The sequence below is a fragment of the Diplocloster modestus genome, assembly GCF_019042245.1.
In the GTDB taxonomy this organism is placed as follows: domain Bacteria; phylum Bacillota; class Clostridia; order Lachnospirales; family Lachnospiraceae; genus Diplocloster; species Diplocloster modestus.
Map to the genome: position 1 here is coordinate 318,102 of NZ_JAHQCX010000001.1, position 16,687 is coordinate 334,788.

General features: G+C 49.0%; 8 protein-coding genes. All 8 read left to right on the forward strand.

From position 1 onward, the window contains the following. Positions 1 to 77 precede the first annotated feature (77 nt). Positions 78 to 371: a hypothetical protein gene (locus KTH90_RS01500; RefSeq protein ID WP_238726154.1), complete on the forward strand. Its 294-nt coding sequence runs from the start codon at positions 78 to 80 to the stop codon at positions 369 to 371. 344 nt (positions 372 to 715) lie between these two features. After that, positions 716 to 3,400: a transglycosylase domain-containing protein gene (locus KTH90_RS01505; protein WP_238726155.1), complete on the forward strand. Its 2,685-nt coding sequence runs from the start codon at positions 716 to 718 to the stop codon at positions 3,398 to 3,400. 75 nt (positions 3,401 to 3,475) lie between these two features. Next, entirely contained in the window at positions 3,476 to 6,961 is a 3,486-nt protein-coding gene (gene addB, locus KTH90_RS01510; protein WP_238726156.1) for a helicase-exonuclease AddAB subunit AddB, read from the forward strand. Positions 6,962 to 6,963: 2 nt separating this feature from the next. After that, positions 6,964 to 10,698 (forward strand): helicase-exonuclease AddAB subunit AddA, encoded by a 3,735-nt coding sequence (gene addA / locus KTH90_RS01515; protein WP_158351800.1) that lies wholly within the window; start codon positions 6,964 to 6,966, stop codon positions 10,696 to 10,698. Positions 10,699 to 12,663: 1,965 nt separating this feature from the next. Then, positions 12,664 to 13,647, forward strand: a complete 984-nt coding sequence (locus KTH90_RS01520) for a D-isomer specific 2-hydroxyacid dehydrogenase family protein (protein ID WP_158351802.1) — start codon at positions 12,664 to 12,666, stop codon at positions 13,645 to 13,647. Positions 13,648 to 13,651: 4 nt separating this feature from the next. Beyond that, positions 13,652 to 14,089, forward strand: coding sequence for an RrF2 family transcriptional regulator (locus KTH90_RS01525; RefSeq protein WP_158351804.1), 438 nt, complete (start codon positions 13,652 to 13,654; stop codon positions 14,087 to 14,089). Positions 14,090 to 14,174: 85 nt separating this feature from the next. Beyond that, complete coding sequence (locus KTH90_RS01530; RefSeq protein WP_158351806.1) at positions 14,175 to 15,470, forward strand: O-acetylhomoserine aminocarboxypropyltransferase/cysteine synthase family protein; 1,296 nt, start codon at positions 14,175 to 14,177, stop codon at positions 15,468 to 15,470. A 42-nt stretch (positions 15,471 to 15,512) separates the two neighbouring features. Beyond that, positions 15,513 to 16,439 (forward strand): cysteine synthase A, encoded by a 927-nt coding sequence (gene cysK / locus KTH90_RS01535; RefSeq protein WP_158351808.1) that lies wholly within the window; start codon positions 15,513 to 15,515, stop codon positions 16,437 to 16,439. The last annotated feature ends 248 nt before the right edge of the window (positions 16,440 to 16,687 follow it).

The following is a 16,687-nucleotide window of genomic DNA, read 5'->3' on the forward strand; positions in this document are numbered from 1 at the left end:
ATTGACATACTTTTAAATTAAGTGCACTATAAAAGAGTAATAAAAAGTTGGATAACAAGAAGAAGGGAGGATGTGTTATGTTAGAGGAAAAAGATCTAAGTGCTATTGCAGAAATTGTACATTTGCAGGCTGTTGAAACTGAAAATTTGGTACTTGATGAAATGGGAAGGACTCAGGAATATCTGGACAAGAGAATAGGAGACATACAAAAAAATCTGGAAGAGTTACAACAGTATTACAGAATTACAAAACTTGAAAAAGATAATACAACCCTATTGCTTAAAATGATAGAAACGTTGCAAAAAGATGTAGAAAAGCTCAAACAAAATAGAACGGACGATCTCGGTACTGCTTTATTTATATCAGAGTAAGCAGGAGAAGGAAAATCCGTAGCACGGTGGCTAAATAATGGAGTTTATGTTCTGTCTGTTTTTCAATAGTTCTCTATCCGATAACGATTGGCTAATCAGCCATATGCCTGCCTTTGTTTCATAAAGTCTTTTGTAATCTCATCATAATCCCAAATGTTCTTTTAAAATACTTCTTTTAAAATTCTTTTGCAGAAACCCTTTTCTGCCTGTATAAAATCCCAGAAATAGCCAATTATTTATCATAAGAAAAGCTTAATTCTTTATGAAAAAAAGGGGCAATTTGTTTTTTTCCTTTATTTAGGCAGCTTTATTTGCTATAATGGATGGGATAAAGGAGGCATATTATGAATTATGGGAAAAAAGGGGCTTCGAGAAAGCAGAAGAAATTAACCTCTAAATCCGCCATGGTAGGCAAAAAACTGACGATTACATTCTTTAAAGCGTTTTTGGTCGGACTTGTCGCCGTCGCCGTTGTGTTAATTTGTGCCGGGATCGGAGTTCTGAAAGGTGTTATTGACAGCGCGCCTGATATATCTAATATAGATATTAGCCCGAACCGATTTTCCACTTTTGTATATGACCAGGATGGAAATGAGATTACTAAGCTGGTAGCATCGGATTCAAACCGGATCTCCGCCACGATCGAAGAGATGCCGCTGGATCTCCAGCATGCCTTTGTGGCGATAGAAGATGTAAGATTTTATACCCATAATGGGATCGATATCAAGGGTATTATCAGAGCAGGTGTCACAGGAATTAGAAACGGGGGGGATTTTTCAGAAGGGGCCAGTACGATAACGCAGCAGCTGCTGAAGAATAACGTATTTACGGACTGGACCGAGGAATCATCGTTCTCTGAGAAGCTGGAACGGAAAATCCAGGAACAGTATCTGGCGATTCAGCTGGAGAAACGGATGGATAAGGATACGATCCTGGAGAATTATCTCAATACCATTAACCTTGGTCAGAATACACTGGGAGTACGCGCGGCGTCCCACCGGTATTTTGATAAGGATGTAAGCGAGCTGAATCTGTCGGAGTCGGCTGTACTGGCTGCGATTACACAGAATCCTTCCAGGTTTAATCCGCTGACGAACCCGGAGAAGAATGCCGAGCGGCGGAAAAAAGTGCTGGACAATATGCTGGAACAGGAGTATATCAATCAGCAGCAGTATGACGAAGCGATGGCGGATGATGTGTATTCCAGAATTAAAAATGTAAATGACGAGTCAGATGAATCATCAATATATACATATTTTGTTGATGAACTGACCAAACAGGTAATTGCGGATCTTCAGGAATTAAAGGGATATTCCAATATTCAGGCCTATAACGCGCTGTACAGCTCAGGGCTCAGTATTTATACGACCCAGGACCCGGCGCTCCAGAAAATCTGTGATGAAGAATTTGCCAATCCGGAAAATTATCCCGACGGCACGCAGGTGTCCCTGGATTATGCCCTGACGGTGAAGAAAGCCGATGGGTCTAAGGAAAACCACAGTACCGAGATGTTTATCTCCTATTTTAAGGAGCATGAAAAAAAGAATTTCAACATGATCTTCAAGGATGAAGAGGACGCCAGGGCTCATATCCAGCAGTATAAGGATGCGGTGCTGGGCGCTGGAGACGAGGTGGAAGCGGAACGGGTCAGCCTGACGCCGCAGCCCCAGGCTTCGGTGGTGATCATGGACCAGAACACCGGATACGTGAAGGCCATCGTAGGCGGAAGAGGGGAAAAGGAAGCCAGTCTTACCCTGAACCGTGCTACGGGAACCAGAAGACAGCCGGGGTCTACCTTTAAGGTATTGGCGGCTTTTGCGCCGGCCCTGGATAAAGCTGGCATGACTCTGGCTACGGTACAGGATGACGCGCCGTTTAATTACGCCAACGGACGCCCGGTCAGCAACTGGTATGGCTCCGGTTATAAGGGACTGTCCACCATCCGGCAGGCGATCGAGCAGTCCATGAATATCGTAGCAGTTAAGACGATTACAGATATCACTCCCCAGGTTGGGTTTGATTATTTGAAGAAATTCGGATTTGATACCGAAGAATCCCTGGTGGAAAAGAAGATCGTAAACGGGGAAGTGAAGTCCGATATCGGTCAGGCGCTGGCGCTGGGCGGACTGACCAACGGTGTGACGAATCTGGAGCTGACTGCCGCTTATGCCACGATCGCAGATGGCGGTACGTATACGAAACCGATCTTCTATACGAAGATCCTGGATCATGACGGCAATGTGCTGATCGACAACACGCCGCAGCAGACTACAGTGCTCAAGGATACGACAGCCTGGCTGCTGATCGACGCCATGCGGGACGTGGTGAGCGGAAGTAAGGGTACGGCCACAGACTGTAAGATCCCCAACATGGATGTGGCAGGTAAGACGGGTACGACTACCGGCTATAAGGATATCTGGTTTACCGGATCGACACCTTATTATACCTGTACAGTGTGGGGCGGTTATGATATCGGTGGTGTGGAGCTGCCAAGCAGGGGTATTTACCATACTTACCATAAGAAGATGTGGAAGAGCATCATGACACGGGTTCATGAAAATCTGGAGCCCCGGGAGTTTGAGCGGCCGGATGGGATCGTCACGGCTTCCGTGTGCCGGAAGTCCGGAAAACTGGCGGTGCCGGGCCTGTGCGATGCGGACCCCAGAGGCAGTATGATTATCTCAGAATATTTTGCCAAGGGAACGGTGCCGACGGATTCCTGTGATGTGCATGTACAGGTGCTTTACTGTACGGAGTCCGGTATGATAGCGAATCAGGGCTGTCCGAATGTGGAAGCGAGGATCTGTATCCGAAGGCCGGACGGCGACATCGGTGTGACTGATGACACGCCGTATGAACTGCCGGATGATATCGCTGCCGGAACCTGTGTCATTCACGGAGGAGAATCTTCCTATGTACCTCCGGCCGATACCGGGCAGGGGAATGCGCCGCCTCAGGACAATGGGGGAAGCGTTTCCGACGATATCCAGGACATTCTGGATAATGCGTTCGGCGATGAAGGGGAATAAAACTCGTTAAATCAGAAACAGGAAGGGGTGTTCCGGTAAAAGGGACACCCCCTTTGTACATAAGGAGAACAGTCCATGTCTTTACAGATTATACTGGGAAACGCGGGAGCGGGGAAGTCCACCTGTCTATATGAGGAAATGATTCGTCAATCGATCGAGTATCCGGACCAGAAGTATTTCGTGATCGTTCCGGAGCAGTTTACGATGCAGACGCAGATGGATCTGGTCCGGATGCATCCCAGAGGGGGTGTCCTGAACATTGACATCTTAAGCTTCGAACGGCTGGCCTACCGGATCTTCGACGAGCTGGGCGGGAACCACTGTCTGGTACTGGAGGAAACCGGTAAGAACCTGGTGCTGCAAAAGATTGCGGAGGAAAAACGGGAGGATCTGAAACTGCTGGGAGGCAGTATCCGAAAACCCGGCTATATCCGAGAAATCAAATCCGTTATTTCCGAGTTTACCCAATACGGGGTGGAGGACGAACAGCTGGAGGAAATGATCCGGTTCGCGGATAAGAATCCCAGACTTCAGTGGAAACTTCAGGATATCCGTGTACTTTACGACGCGTTCCGGCAGTATCTGAAGGACCGGTATATTACGGCGGAGCAGGTGCTGGAAGTGTTGTGCCACTTAGTGGAGCGTTCCAGGCTTTTAAAAGACAGCGTAATTGCGCTGGATGGATTTACCGGCTTTACCCCCGTTCAGAATCAGCTGCTGGAAAAGCTGCTGCGCACAGCCGGGCAGATCTGGGTGACGGTGACCCTGGATGGGCGGGAGAACCCCATGCATCTGGGGGCAGATCACCAATTATTCTATATGAGTAAGAAAACGATAAGGGGTCTTATGAAACTGGCGGAAACCGCTGGTGCCCGGGTAAAAGAACCCATCGTGCTGAACAACCGGAAGAATCCACGATTCCGGGAGGCTCCTGCGCTGGCCTGGCTGGAACAGCATTTATACAGGTATGGCAAAGGACGCTATGAAAAGGAACAGGATCAGCTGACCCTGTACTGTTCCCAGAATCCCATGGAAGAGGTGGAAGAGACCGCCAGACGGATTCTGGCATTGGTAAGAGACCGCGGATTCCGTTATCGGGAGATCGCGGTGGTGGCTGGGGATATCTCTGTCTATGGGAATTATGTGAGAAAGGTGTTTGCGGAATACGGCATACCCTCCTTTATCGACCAGAAGCGGAATATTCTGATGAATCCGGCTGTGGAGTGGATCCGGTCCCTGCTTCAGATGGCGGATCAGAACTTCAGCTACGAGAGTGTGTTCCGGTATCTGCGGTGCGGGCTGTCCGGTTTTACCAGAAGAGAGACGGATCTGCTGGAGAATTACTGCATTGCGCTGGGAATCCGGGGCTTTTCGAAATGGAAGCAGAAATGGGTGCGCAGCTACCCCGGTCTTACGGAAGAGGAGCTTGCGCAGGTGAACATTCTGCGGGACCGGTTCGCCGGTGAAATGGCGGATACGGTCTCTGTGCTGGGGCGAAAGGGTGCTACGGTGGAGGAGATCACGAAGGCGGTCTATGAGTTGATGGTCCGCCGGGAGATTCAGCTGCGGCTGAAAGAGTACGAGGAACAGTTCAAGGCTTCCGGTAATATGGATCTGGCCAAAGAATATTCCCAGGTGTACCGGATCCTGATGGACCTGTTTGACAAGCTGATCGACCTGCTGGGAGATGCCCGGATCGTGCTGCGGGAATACGCGAAGATTCTGGACGCCGGCTTTGAGGAGGCCAAGGTGGGAGTGATTCCCATGGAACAGGATCTGGTACTGATCGGTGATGTGGAGCGTACCAGACTGAATGAGATCCAGGTATTATTTTTCCTGGGAGCCAACGACGGACTGGTGCCGAAGGCTGGAGGCAGCGGCGGAATCCTCTCGGACATGGACCGGGAGCTGCTGGCAGGAAGCGACGTGGAGCTGGCCCCGACAGCCAGGCAGAATGTGTGTATTCAAAAATTCTATCTGTACCTGGTGCTGACGAAGCCCAGCAGACAGCTGTACATAAGCTTCAGTAAGGTGGACTCAGGCGGTAAGACGCTGCGGCCGTCTTCCCTGGTAGGAACGCTGCGGAAGCTGTTCCCGGGACTTATACCGGAGGAAGCCACAGTGGGACTAACGATGGAAGAAGCTGGAGAAAACCTGGAATCAGAGGAAGCTGAAAACAGACTGGAATCAGAGGATGACCGGGCGAGGCGGATACTGGCCAGTCGTGTAATGACCCTGGAGAGCGGAATCCACTGCCTGGCAGAGCAGATGCAGGATAATCTGCAAAATCCGACTGCCCCGTATAAGGAGCTGTTCAGCTGGTACCGGAGGGATCCCGGCTGGGGTCCGGTGATTCGGGAACTGGCGGAGGTCTCCGGTATCTCCAACTCCGACTCACGGATCAGCAGGGCTGTCGCCAATGTGCTGTACGGGACTGTCCTGGAGAACAGTGTGACGAGATTAGAGCGGTACGCGTCCTGCGCCTGCGCCCACTTTCTGGATTATGGCCTGCGTCTTACGGAGCGGGCGGAGTATTCCTTTGAGGCGGTGGATCTGGGGACGGTATTCCACCGGGCGCTGGAAGTGTTTGGGAAGAAACTGAACCAGAGCGGATACAGCTGGTTTACGCTGGACGATCAGAAACGGGAGGAGCTGACCGACGCGGCGGTGGAGGAAGTGGTCACCGATTATGGAAATATGGTGCTGTACAGTTCCGCGCGCAATACGTATCTCCTGTCCAGGATGAAGCGCCTGCTGCGCAGGACGACCTGGGCATTATCCAGACAGCTGGAAAAAGGTGGATTTACGCCCGGAGATTATGAGATCTCATTTTCCAACGCCACGAATCTGGATTCCGTCAATATCGCCCTGTCTGCGGAAGAAAGGCTGCGGCTTCAGGGGAGAATCGACCGGGTGGATGTCTGTGAGGACGGGGACAACCTATATGTGAAGGTGGTGGATTACAAATCGGGCAGCACGGCTTTTGACCTGGTAGCGCTGTATTATGGGCTCCAGCTTCAGCTGGTAGTCTACCTGAACGCGGCCATGGAGATCGAACAGAAGGAGAATCCGGGCAAACATGTGATTCCGGCCGGCATTCTTTATTATAATTTGAAAGATCCGATCCTGGACCGGAAGGAGACCGAGCAGCCGGAGGAAATACAGGAGCGGTTATTAAGCCAGCTGCAGATGAACGGGCTGGTCAATGCGGACCGGGAGATTATAGACCGGATGGATCAGCAGCTGAGCGGGCGGTCCCAGGTGATACCGGTCTGCGTCAATAAGGACGGGAGTCTGTCCAAGAGCTCCAGTGTGGCCAGCAGCGAAGAATTCCGTACGATATCGGATTATGTAAATCAGAAAATCGTGGAACTGGGCAAAGGAATGCTGGATGGTAATATCAAGGCTGAGCCTTATGAGCTTTCGGGACAGACCGCCTGTGATTACTGCCCGTACCGGGCAGTCTGCGGGTTCGACGAGAAGCTGGACGGTTTTGCGCGCAGGAGGTTTAACAGCTATCAGCCGGATGAGATCTTAAGACGTATGAAAGAGGAGGTGTGAGCATGGGATTTTCCTGGACAGAGGAACAGCAGCGGGTGCTGGATGCCCGAAAGAAGAATGTGCTGGTGTCGGCGGCGGCCGGGTCCGGCAAGACGGCGGTTCTGGTGGAGCGGATTATCCGTATGGTCACCGATCCCAGGGATCCCGTGGACATTGACCGCCTGTTGATCGTGACCTTTACCAACGCGGCTGCTGCACAGATGCGGGAGCGGATTACAAAGGCGATCGAGAGCCGGCTGGAGGAGCAGGAGGAGAACAGTCATCTGCTAAGGCAGCTGACGCTGATACACAATGCGCAGATTTCTACGATAGACAGTTTCTGTCTTTATGTGATCCGGAATTATTTTCATGTCATAGAGCTGGATCCCAACTTCCGGGTAGCCGACGAAGGGGAGCTAAAGCTTTTAAAGAGCGATATGGCTGCGGAACTGCTGGAAGAGTATTATGAAAAGGGGGAGGAACATTTCCTGCATTTTGTGGAGTGCTATTCCACAGGGAAATCGGATAAAGGGCTGGAAGATCTGATCCTGCAGCTGTATGAGTTCTCCATGAGCTATCCATGGCCGAAGGAGTGGCTGCTGGAATGTGCGAAAGCCTACCAGATAGAGGAACCGGAGGAGATGGAGGAGAGTCCCTGGATGGGAGCCATACGCCGTTATCTGGATCAGGTACTGGCGGAGCTGAAGGTACAGACCAGGCAGGCGGTGGAACTGCTCCATCAGCCGGATGGCCCATATATGTATGAGGATGCGCTGCAGGGGGATCTGAACCTGCTGGAACAGCTGGCTGCCTGCGGTACCTATGCGGAATATGCGAAGGTGTTCGAGACCCTCATGTATGTCAGGATGTCGGCCAAGAAAGACGCGAACGTATCGGATGAAAAACGGCAGGCGGTAAAAGAAGGGAGAGAGCAGTTTAAAAAAGTACTGAAAGGCTTAAAGGAGCAGTTTTTCTACAGTTCTGCCGCGCAGGTACTGGCGGATATCCGGAGCAGCCGGGAAAATATGGAAGTTCTGATAAACCTGGTGCTGGATTTTTCGGAAAAGCTCTCCAAAAAGAAAAAAGAGAAGAACCTGGTGGATTTTCCCGATCTGGAACATTACGCGTTAGAGATACTGGTGGAGCGCACGGAAGATGGCTGGAAGGCCAGGCCGGCCGCAGAAGACCTGAAAAACTATTTTACAGAAATCATAATTGATGAGTATCAGGACAGCAATCTGGTGCAGGAAATGATTCTGAACAGTATATCCCGGGAAAAGGACGGGCATCCGAATATCTTCATGGTAGGGGATGTGAAACAGAGCATCTACCGGTTCCGGCTGGCGCGCCCGGAACTTTTCATAGAAAAATATGATACCTACAGCAAGGATGATACCGCGGCCTACCAGCGGATCGATCTGCACCGGAACTTCCGCAGCCGAATGGAAGTGATCGACTGTGCAAACTTTATTTTCCGGAGAATTATGTCCAAGACACTGGGGAATGTGGAGTATGACGGGGATGCCGCGCTATATCCGGGGGCGGATTTTCCGGAAGCTCCCTGGGGGAATCGGACGGAGCTGCTGCTTCTGGACCCGGACAGTGTGGAAGAGCTGGAGGAAGAAACCGAGGAAAATGCCCGGGAACTGGAGGCCAGGGCAGTGGCCGGCCGGATTCTGGAACTGAAGGGAAGTCAGAAGGTTTGGGATCGGGATCTGGGTGAATACCGTACGGCCAGATACAGCGATATGGTGATTCTGCTGAGGACGGTATCCGGCTGGGCGCAGACGTTTACCCAGATTCTTCTCGCTTACGGCATTCCGGCACATACCAGTTCCCAGACTGGATATTTCTCTACGCTGGAAGTGCAGGTGGTACTGAATTTCCTGCGCCTTATCGACAATCCCAGGCAGGATCTGCCGCTGGCCTCGGTGTTAAAGTCGCCGGTTGCCGGGTTGTGCGGGGAAGAGCTGGCGTTGATCAAAAGCGCATACCCCAATCTCCGGTTCTATGAGTGCTGTGAACAGTGTGCGATGCGGACTGCGCAGGCGGAGCCGTTACCGCATCCTGTTGAGGAGAGGGTGGAGGAGCGCCCTGTGGAGGAAGAGGCGCTACATCCCATTCCGGAGCGGGTGACTAAGAAGCTTGGAGCCTTCTACCGGCTGCTGGAGAGTTTTCGGGAGAGGGTACCGTATACGGCGATTCACGAACTGCTCTGGGAAATATTAAGAGAGACCGGCTACGGCGACTGTGCGGCGGCTATGCCGGGCGGAGCCCAGCGGCTGGCGAATCTGGATATGCTGGTAGAGAAGGCGCTGGATTTTGAGAAGACCAGCTACCGGGGATTGTTCCACTTTATCCGGTATATTGAGCAGCTTCAGAAATATGACGTGGATTTCGGGGAAGCTTCCCTGTTGGGAGAAAATGAGGACGCGGTGCGGATTATGAGTATCCACAAGAGCAAGGGGCTGGAATTTCCCATCGTGTTCGTAAGCGGTATGGGCAAAAGCTTCAATAAGCAGGATGTCCGAAGTAAGATCGTGATCCACCCGGATCTGGGCATGGGCGCGGACTACGTGGATCCTGTGCTTCGGGTGAAGACACCGACTCTGATCAAGAAAGCCGTGCAGCGGCAGACGGATCTGGAGAACCTGGGGGAGGAGCTGCGGGTGCTCTATGTGGCGCTGACCAGGGCGAAGGAGAAACTGATCATGACCGGGGCCGTTAAAAAACTGGCGGAGCGGCTGGCAGCCGGGGCCGGCGGGACAAACGGGGGCGGAGATGCAGCGGTTCAGGACGGGGCCGCCGGAACCGGTGCGGCCAGTGGCAGTGAGAGGCTGTCGTTCTTAAAAAGGACCTCGGCGGGCAGTTATCTGGACTGGATCCTTCCGGTATCGTTACAGCCGGGTTCCGGGATAGAGATAAGAGCCTTAAGCTTACTGGAACTGGTAGGATTGGAAGCGCGGCAGCAGGTGACACAGAAGCTTTCGAAGGAAGCGATGTTTAAGTGGGATCCGAATGTGGTATATGATCCACAGTTACATGAGATTCTGGAACAAAGGCTTACTTACCAATACCCGTTCCGGGAAGAAGCTGCGTTAAAAACCAAACTCAGCGTGTCGGAAATCAAACGTATGGGCCAGTATGAAGCGGATGAGCCTCAGGAGCAGATGTATGAGGAGCCAGAGATTATCCCGCTGCTGCCTCAGTTTATCCAGAAGGAAGGAAAAGAGATGACGCCCGCCCAGAGGGGGACGATTTACCATAAAGTCCTGGAGTGTCTGGAATATCAGGAGCTGCAGGCCAAAGATTCGATCCGGGAGCGGCTGCGGATACTTGAGCAGGATGGGATACTGACATCTCAGGAGATCCAGGCAGTGGACATATCCCGCATTCTGCTTTTTGGAAAATCTACTCTGGCAAAGCGGATGGCAGATGCCAAGAAAACGGGCCGGCTCTGGCGGGAGCAGCAGTTTGTGCTGGAGGTACCGGCTGCGGAGGTCTATCCGGATTATCAGGGGGAAGCGTATGTTCTGATTCAGGGGATCATCGATGTTTATTTTCAGGAAGAGGATCGGTTGATCGTCGCGGATTATAAAAGTGACCGGATACGGCCTGGCCGGGAACGGGAGCTGGCAGAACGGTATCAGGTGCAGCTGAATTATTATCAGCGGGCGTTGGAGCAGCTCACCGGTAAAAAAGTGAAGGAGAAACTGATCTATTCACTGGAAACCGGGAAGGAGATCAGGGTTCTATAGATATGCATAAAAAAGTAAATGCCACAACTATACTTAGTTAATTATAGTTATGTGGCATTTACACAAAATTAGTAATTTAAGCTCAAATTATCAAACTATTACCTCTTAGTTATTATATGATTTATTTTTATTAATGTAAAAACCGATGATTGGATAACAAATTATTATTAATAAATCATGAATTAATCCAATCAGGCAAAGACTTATATTCTGATCTAAGATTTTTAACTGTATGTTTACGGAATAGTATAAGGGGATTATTGAATAATAAGATAAAAATATAATAACACTCAATATCTTAAGCCAAGTCATATTCTTATGGAAACTAATAATGATTAGTATAGAGCATAATAATACTATGTCTATCAAAGCTTCTTGTGAATTAGTAGGTTGGGGAAAGGGATTATTTTGTAATGTTATTTCTGTTTTCGTATAAATCAAACGTAATATAATTGTTAACAATGGTATAGTCAAAACTAACATGGTTACTATTTTTAATGCATAAATATAATTCAAAAGAATATCATCTGATTTTGCAAAAAAGATATATATTATTAATAGTATCAAAATTAAAATATTTTGGGAATAAAAAATATAGCTGTATATTTTTTCGTTACATAAAAATAGACCAATTAAACCCAAAATTAGAAAGATTAGTTTTAATAAACCATATATAATTAAAATATGAGATATATAATATAATATTGATTCTTTTTTATTCATATTTAACTCCATTCTGCCACCGAGCTGGTGGAATAAATAATGAAGGTCAGCTTTTTTATATACTAAATTTCTCCATCAAATTTGGTTTAGGTTGCTTCAAAAAAGTATTATAGCGATTACTCAATATATAGGTAGTGATAGTTTTAAATTAATGAATAATCGCTATAATTAATGACTATATATATTTAATCAATCGAAAGTATTTAATCTGTGTATGTGTATTCACTTTTTATAGTCATATTTCCTATACCGTATGAATTCCCACAAGGATGTATATCACCTGTAAATGAAACCATTAAAGTTCTGCCCCCATCAATAATACTTGAACTGGGACCACTTTGATTAGCAACAAATGTACCAAGACAACCCGTGTTAACGATTAAAAGCTGAGCGCCTTGAAAACTACCAACTCTATGTTGGTCCAAATTAGCATAATATTGCGCTCTGATATTACAGTATTGTGTATTAGTAGATTTGGTTACATCCCGGAATACAGAACTTCTATTTGAACGGAATGTTAAAGTATTGTCAATTGAATTACTGTCAGCTAACTTCTGTTCTATGTAGTCTAAAGTAGCTCTTTGTTCTACAGCTATCGCACGAACAACACTCTCATAATCTGCTAAACTTATCTTATCAGGATTAACCCCCTCGAATGTTAAATCTAAATTATAATCTGTTATAATACCAGGAATACAGCTTCATAAGGGGAGGTTTGTCCCTGAAATGCTAATGCCGAGAAGTTTATCATAAGCACATTTATAACAGTAAATACAAAACAAAAAATTTTTTTCATATAAAACCTCCTTAATTGTAATTGCTGTTGACAGGATAGCTAATATTTATTTACTTATGCTAAATTCCCCATTGGTATCACCCCCTATACATTTTATATAATCTAATTATAAAATAACGGATATTATTATAATCAAATTGACCTTTAAATGATTATAATTGACAGTATAAAATCTGTATTTACGAATAATGTCTATATATAGTACCGTAAATGTAAATAAGTGTAACATTATTGCGTTGATAATTATATTTTATCAAAATTTGCTTAAAAGGTATAGAGCCAGAAGAATACAAAAATACAAGTTTTATAGTTATATGAGCTATTTATAAATATAACCTGTAGAAAATTATTAGCAAAGAGTGTATAGTATTCTTAATATATAATATAGTATTCCTATAGGAATATATAAAAAAGCAAATAGGTAACAACGAAACGGAGGCGTGAGAATGAAAATATTTGTCTATAGCTACCGGGAATTTGATGAGGCGGTTCACTTTCAGAATTTCAGTCGAGAACTGGGGATAGAGCTTCAAACCACCCCAAAGCCGCCTACCCTTGAAACCGCGTATCTGGCAGAAGGCTATGAATATATCAGCGTCATCACCACCAGGATCGATGCCGCTCTGCTGGAGAAATTCCATGATATGGGGATCAAAATGATTTCAACCAGAACGATCGGGTACGACCATATAGATCTGGAAAAAGCAAAGGAACTGGGAATCCGTGTGAGCAATGCTACCTATCCTCCCAGCAGTGTGGCGGACTATACGGTTCTGCTGATCCTGATGATGATCCGCAGGATGAAGCAGATCATGAACCGGGCGGCAGTCCAGGATTTTACCCTGCCCGGAATACAGGGCGGGGAGATGCCGGATTATACGATCGGTGTGGCCGGTACCGGCCGGATCGGAAGTACGGTGCTTAAGAGCCTGTCCGGTTTTGGCTGCAGGCTGCTGGCATACGATCTGCATCCCAATGAGGAAGCAGAAAAATATGCGTCCTACTGCAGTTTTGATCAGCTGCTGGAGCAGAGTGATATTATTACCCTGCATATGCCGGGCGGGGACGGAACCTATCACATCATGAATGAAGATACGATCGGAAAAATGAAGGCCCAAGCGGTTCTGATCAATACTGCCAGAGGAAGTCTGATCGACACCGAGGCGATGATCCGGGCCATGGAAAGCCACAAACTGGGAGGCGTCGCCCTGGACGTGGTGGAAAATGAATTCGGACTGTACTATGGGGACCGCAAATCCGATGTGATCGTCAACCGGGATCTGGCGGTGTTAAAAAGCTTTCCCAATGCCATCGTTACCCCGCATATGGCCTGGTATACGGATGGGGCGGTCAGGGAGATGGTCTACAGTTCCCTGAAGAGCTGCTGCCTGTGCGCGGCTGGGGAAAAGAATCCATGGGAGGTCTTGTAAGAATATGAAAGTTTCTACAAAAGGAAGATACGCGCTTCGGATGATGTTGGATCTGGCGCTGCACAATACCGGCGAGTACATCGCGCTGAAGGATATCTCCGCCAGGCAGGAGGTTTCTGTCAAATATCTGGAGCAGATCGTCACCATGCTCTCCAAAGTGGGTTATCTGAAAAGTGTACGCGGGCCCCAGGGAGGATATAAACTGGCGAAAAAACCGGAGGAATACACGGTAGGCGATATTTTGCGGATCACCGAGGGCAGTCTCGCCCCGGTGGCCTGCCTGGAGGATGAGCCCAACCAGTGCGGCAGATATGAGGAGTGTTCTACGATCGCGTTTTGGGAGGGCTTTTACCGGTGCATAACAGAATATGTAGACCGGTTCACGTTGGAAGATCTGGCAGAACAGCAGCGCAGAAAAATTTCCAATAATTATGTAATTTAGTATTGACAAATGGTAAAAAATCTCTTATATTAATTCCATACTAATCCTATATGAAATATGGGAAAGAAAAAAGAGGAGTGGGATTATGGAGAAAAAATTAAAATTCGAGACATTACAGCTGCACGCGGGACAGGAGGCGCCGGATTCGGCCACGGACGCCAGATGTGTTCCGATCTATCAGACATCCTCCTATGTATTCAGGGACAGCGCGCAGGCGGAGGCCCGGTTCGGCCTCTCGGAAGGCGGGAACATCTACACCAGAATCATGAATCCCACTTCGGATATATTTGAACAGCGGATGACGGCGCTGGAAGGCGGCGTAGGAGCGCTGGCCACCGCATCCGGTGCGGCGGCGATCACTTATGCGGTCCAGAATATCGCCCGGGCGGGAGATCACATCGTATCGTCCAAGACGGTCTATGGAGGCACCTATAATCTATTCGCCAACACGCTGGCGGACTGTGGGATTACAACTACTTTTACGGACGCCTCACGGCTGGAAAACATAGAGAAGGCGATCCGTCCGGAGACGAAAGCGGTCTTCATCGAGACACTGGGCAATCCCAATTCCGATGTTCTGGATGTGGAGGGGATCGCGGCGCTGGCTCATAGGCATGGAATTCCTCTGATCGTGGATAACACTTTTGCCACCCCTTACCTGTTCCGGCCTATCGAACACGGTGCGGACGTAGTCGTTCATTCCGCTACTAAGTTCATCGGCGGGCACGGCACCAGCGTGGGCGGTGTGATGATCGACGGGGGGACGTTCCCGTGGGCATCGAATGACAAATTCCCCGGGCTCTCCAGGCCGAACCCCAGCTACCATGGCGTGGTCTTTACGGATGCGGCCGGGACGGCTGCTTATATCACGAAAGCGCGGGTGACCCTGTTAAGAGATACGGGAGCGGCGCTGGCGCCGTTAAACGCTTTCTTATTCCTGCAGGGCCTGGAAACCCTGTCCTTACGGGTAGAGCGCCATGTAGACAATGCTTTACGGGTGGTGGATTACCTGTCGCATCATCCCCTGGTAGAGCGGGTGAACCACCCGTCGCTGCCGGACAGCGGATATAAAGAGCTCTATGACCGGTACTTCCCAAGGGGAGCAGGTTCCATTTTCACCTTTGAGATCCGGGGCGGAGCGAAGGAAGCGAAGGAATTTATCGATCACCTGAAGATCTTTTCCCTGCTGGCGAACGTGGCGGATGTGAAAAGCCTCGTGATCCATCCGGCCAGCACGACTCATTCCCAGATGACACAGGATGAACTGGCGGATTCCGGAATCCGGGAGAATACCATCCGGCTGTCCATCGGTACAGAACATATAGATGATATCATCGATGATCTGGAACAGGCGTTTGATAGCCTGGGACAGCACAGATGAGGCGAAATGAAATGTGCGGAAAACGCACGATTGGAGGAAAATATGAAAATAGCGAACAGCGTATCGGATTTAATTGGAAAGACTCCGCTTCTGGAGCTTACAAATTATGAAAAAAAACATGGCCTGAATGCCAGATTGGCAGCGAAGCTGGAATACTTTAATCCGGCAGGAAGCGCCAAAGACCGGATCGCCAAAGCCATGATCGATGACGCGGAGGCAAAAGGAAAATTAAAGCCTGGAGCCGTAATCATCGAACCGACCAGCGGCAACACCGGGATCGGTCTGGCGTCCATCGCGGCATCCAGAGGCTATCAGCTGATCCTGACCATGCCGGACACCATGAGCGTGGAACGCCGGAACCTGCTGAAGGCCTATGGCGCCACGATTGTCCTGACACCTGGGGCACAAGGGATGAACGGTGCGATCAAAAAGGCACAGGAACTGGCGGAGGAGACGCCCGGAAGCTATATTCCGGGACAGTTTGAGAACCCGGCCAATCCCGCGATCCACGCGGCTACCACGGGTGTGGAGATCTGGGAGGACACCGAAGGAAAGGTGGATATCTTTGTGGCCGGAATCGGAACCGGCGGGACGATCTCCGGGGCAGGCGGCTTCCTGAAATCCCAAAACCCCAACGTGAAAGTCGTCGCTGTGGAACCTGCGGACTCCCCGGTCCTGTCCAAAGGTGTGGCGGGCCCTCATAAAATCCAGGGAATCGGCGCGGGATTTGTGCCTAAGACACTGAATACCCACGTATACGATGAAATTATTACGGTGGAGAACGAGGCGGCTTTTGAAGCAGGACGGGAGATCGCCAGAAGCGAGGGTGTTCTGGTTGGGATTTCCTCCGGGGCGGCTGTTTGGGCGGCGGCCGAGCTGGCGAAACGGCCGGAGAATGCAGGGAAGATCATTGTGGTTCTGCTGCCGGATACCGGGGACAGGTATTTGTCTACGCCTATGTTTTCCTGAGGAGCATCACCATTTTAAAAGTGCAAGCACCACTAATTAAAGTACAGAAGCAGGGAAGGCTGGATTAATACAAACAAATCCAGCTTTCCCTATTTTATTTATACAGTCCGGTGGACAGTGAACCGTAATCTTTCCGTGGAATGTTTTAGTCTTTCCATGAGAGATGGTAATTGGTATAATGATAGTAATATTGACGAAAACCAGATGAATTCATTACGAACAGAATGGGAACAAGGGAAGAGGAGTAG

Excerpts from the sequence above, each read along its gene's own strand:
- KTH90_RS01500 (WP_238726154.1), top strand. The coding sequence starts at position 78 with ATGTTAGAGGAAAAAGATCTAAGTGCTATTGCAGAAATTGTACATTTG.
- KTH90_RS01505 (WP_238726155.1), top strand. The coding sequence starts at position 716 with ATGAATTATGGGAAAAAAGGGGCTTCGAGAAAGCAGAAGAAATTAACC.
- addB (WP_238726156.1), top strand. The coding sequence starts at position 3,476 with ATGTCTTTACAGATTATACTGGGAAACGCGGGAGCGGGGAAGTCCACC.
- addA (WP_158351800.1), top strand. The coding sequence starts at position 6,964 with ATGGGATTTTCCTGGACAGAGGAACAGCAGCGGGTGCTGGATGCCCGA.
- KTH90_RS01520 (WP_158351802.1), top strand. The coding sequence starts at position 12,664 with ATGAAAATATTTGTCTATAGCTACCGGGAATTTGATGAGGCGGTTCAC.
- KTH90_RS01525 (WP_158351804.1), top strand. The coding sequence starts at position 13,652 with ATGAAAGTTTCTACAAAAGGAAGATACGCGCTTCGGATGATGTTGGAT.
- KTH90_RS01530 (WP_158351806.1), top strand. The coding sequence starts at position 14,175 with ATGGAGAAAAAATTAAAATTCGAGACATTACAGCTGCACGCGGGACAG.
- cysK (WP_158351808.1), top strand. The coding sequence starts at position 15,513 with ATGAAAATAGCGAACAGCGTATCGGATTTAATTGGAAAGACTCCGCTT.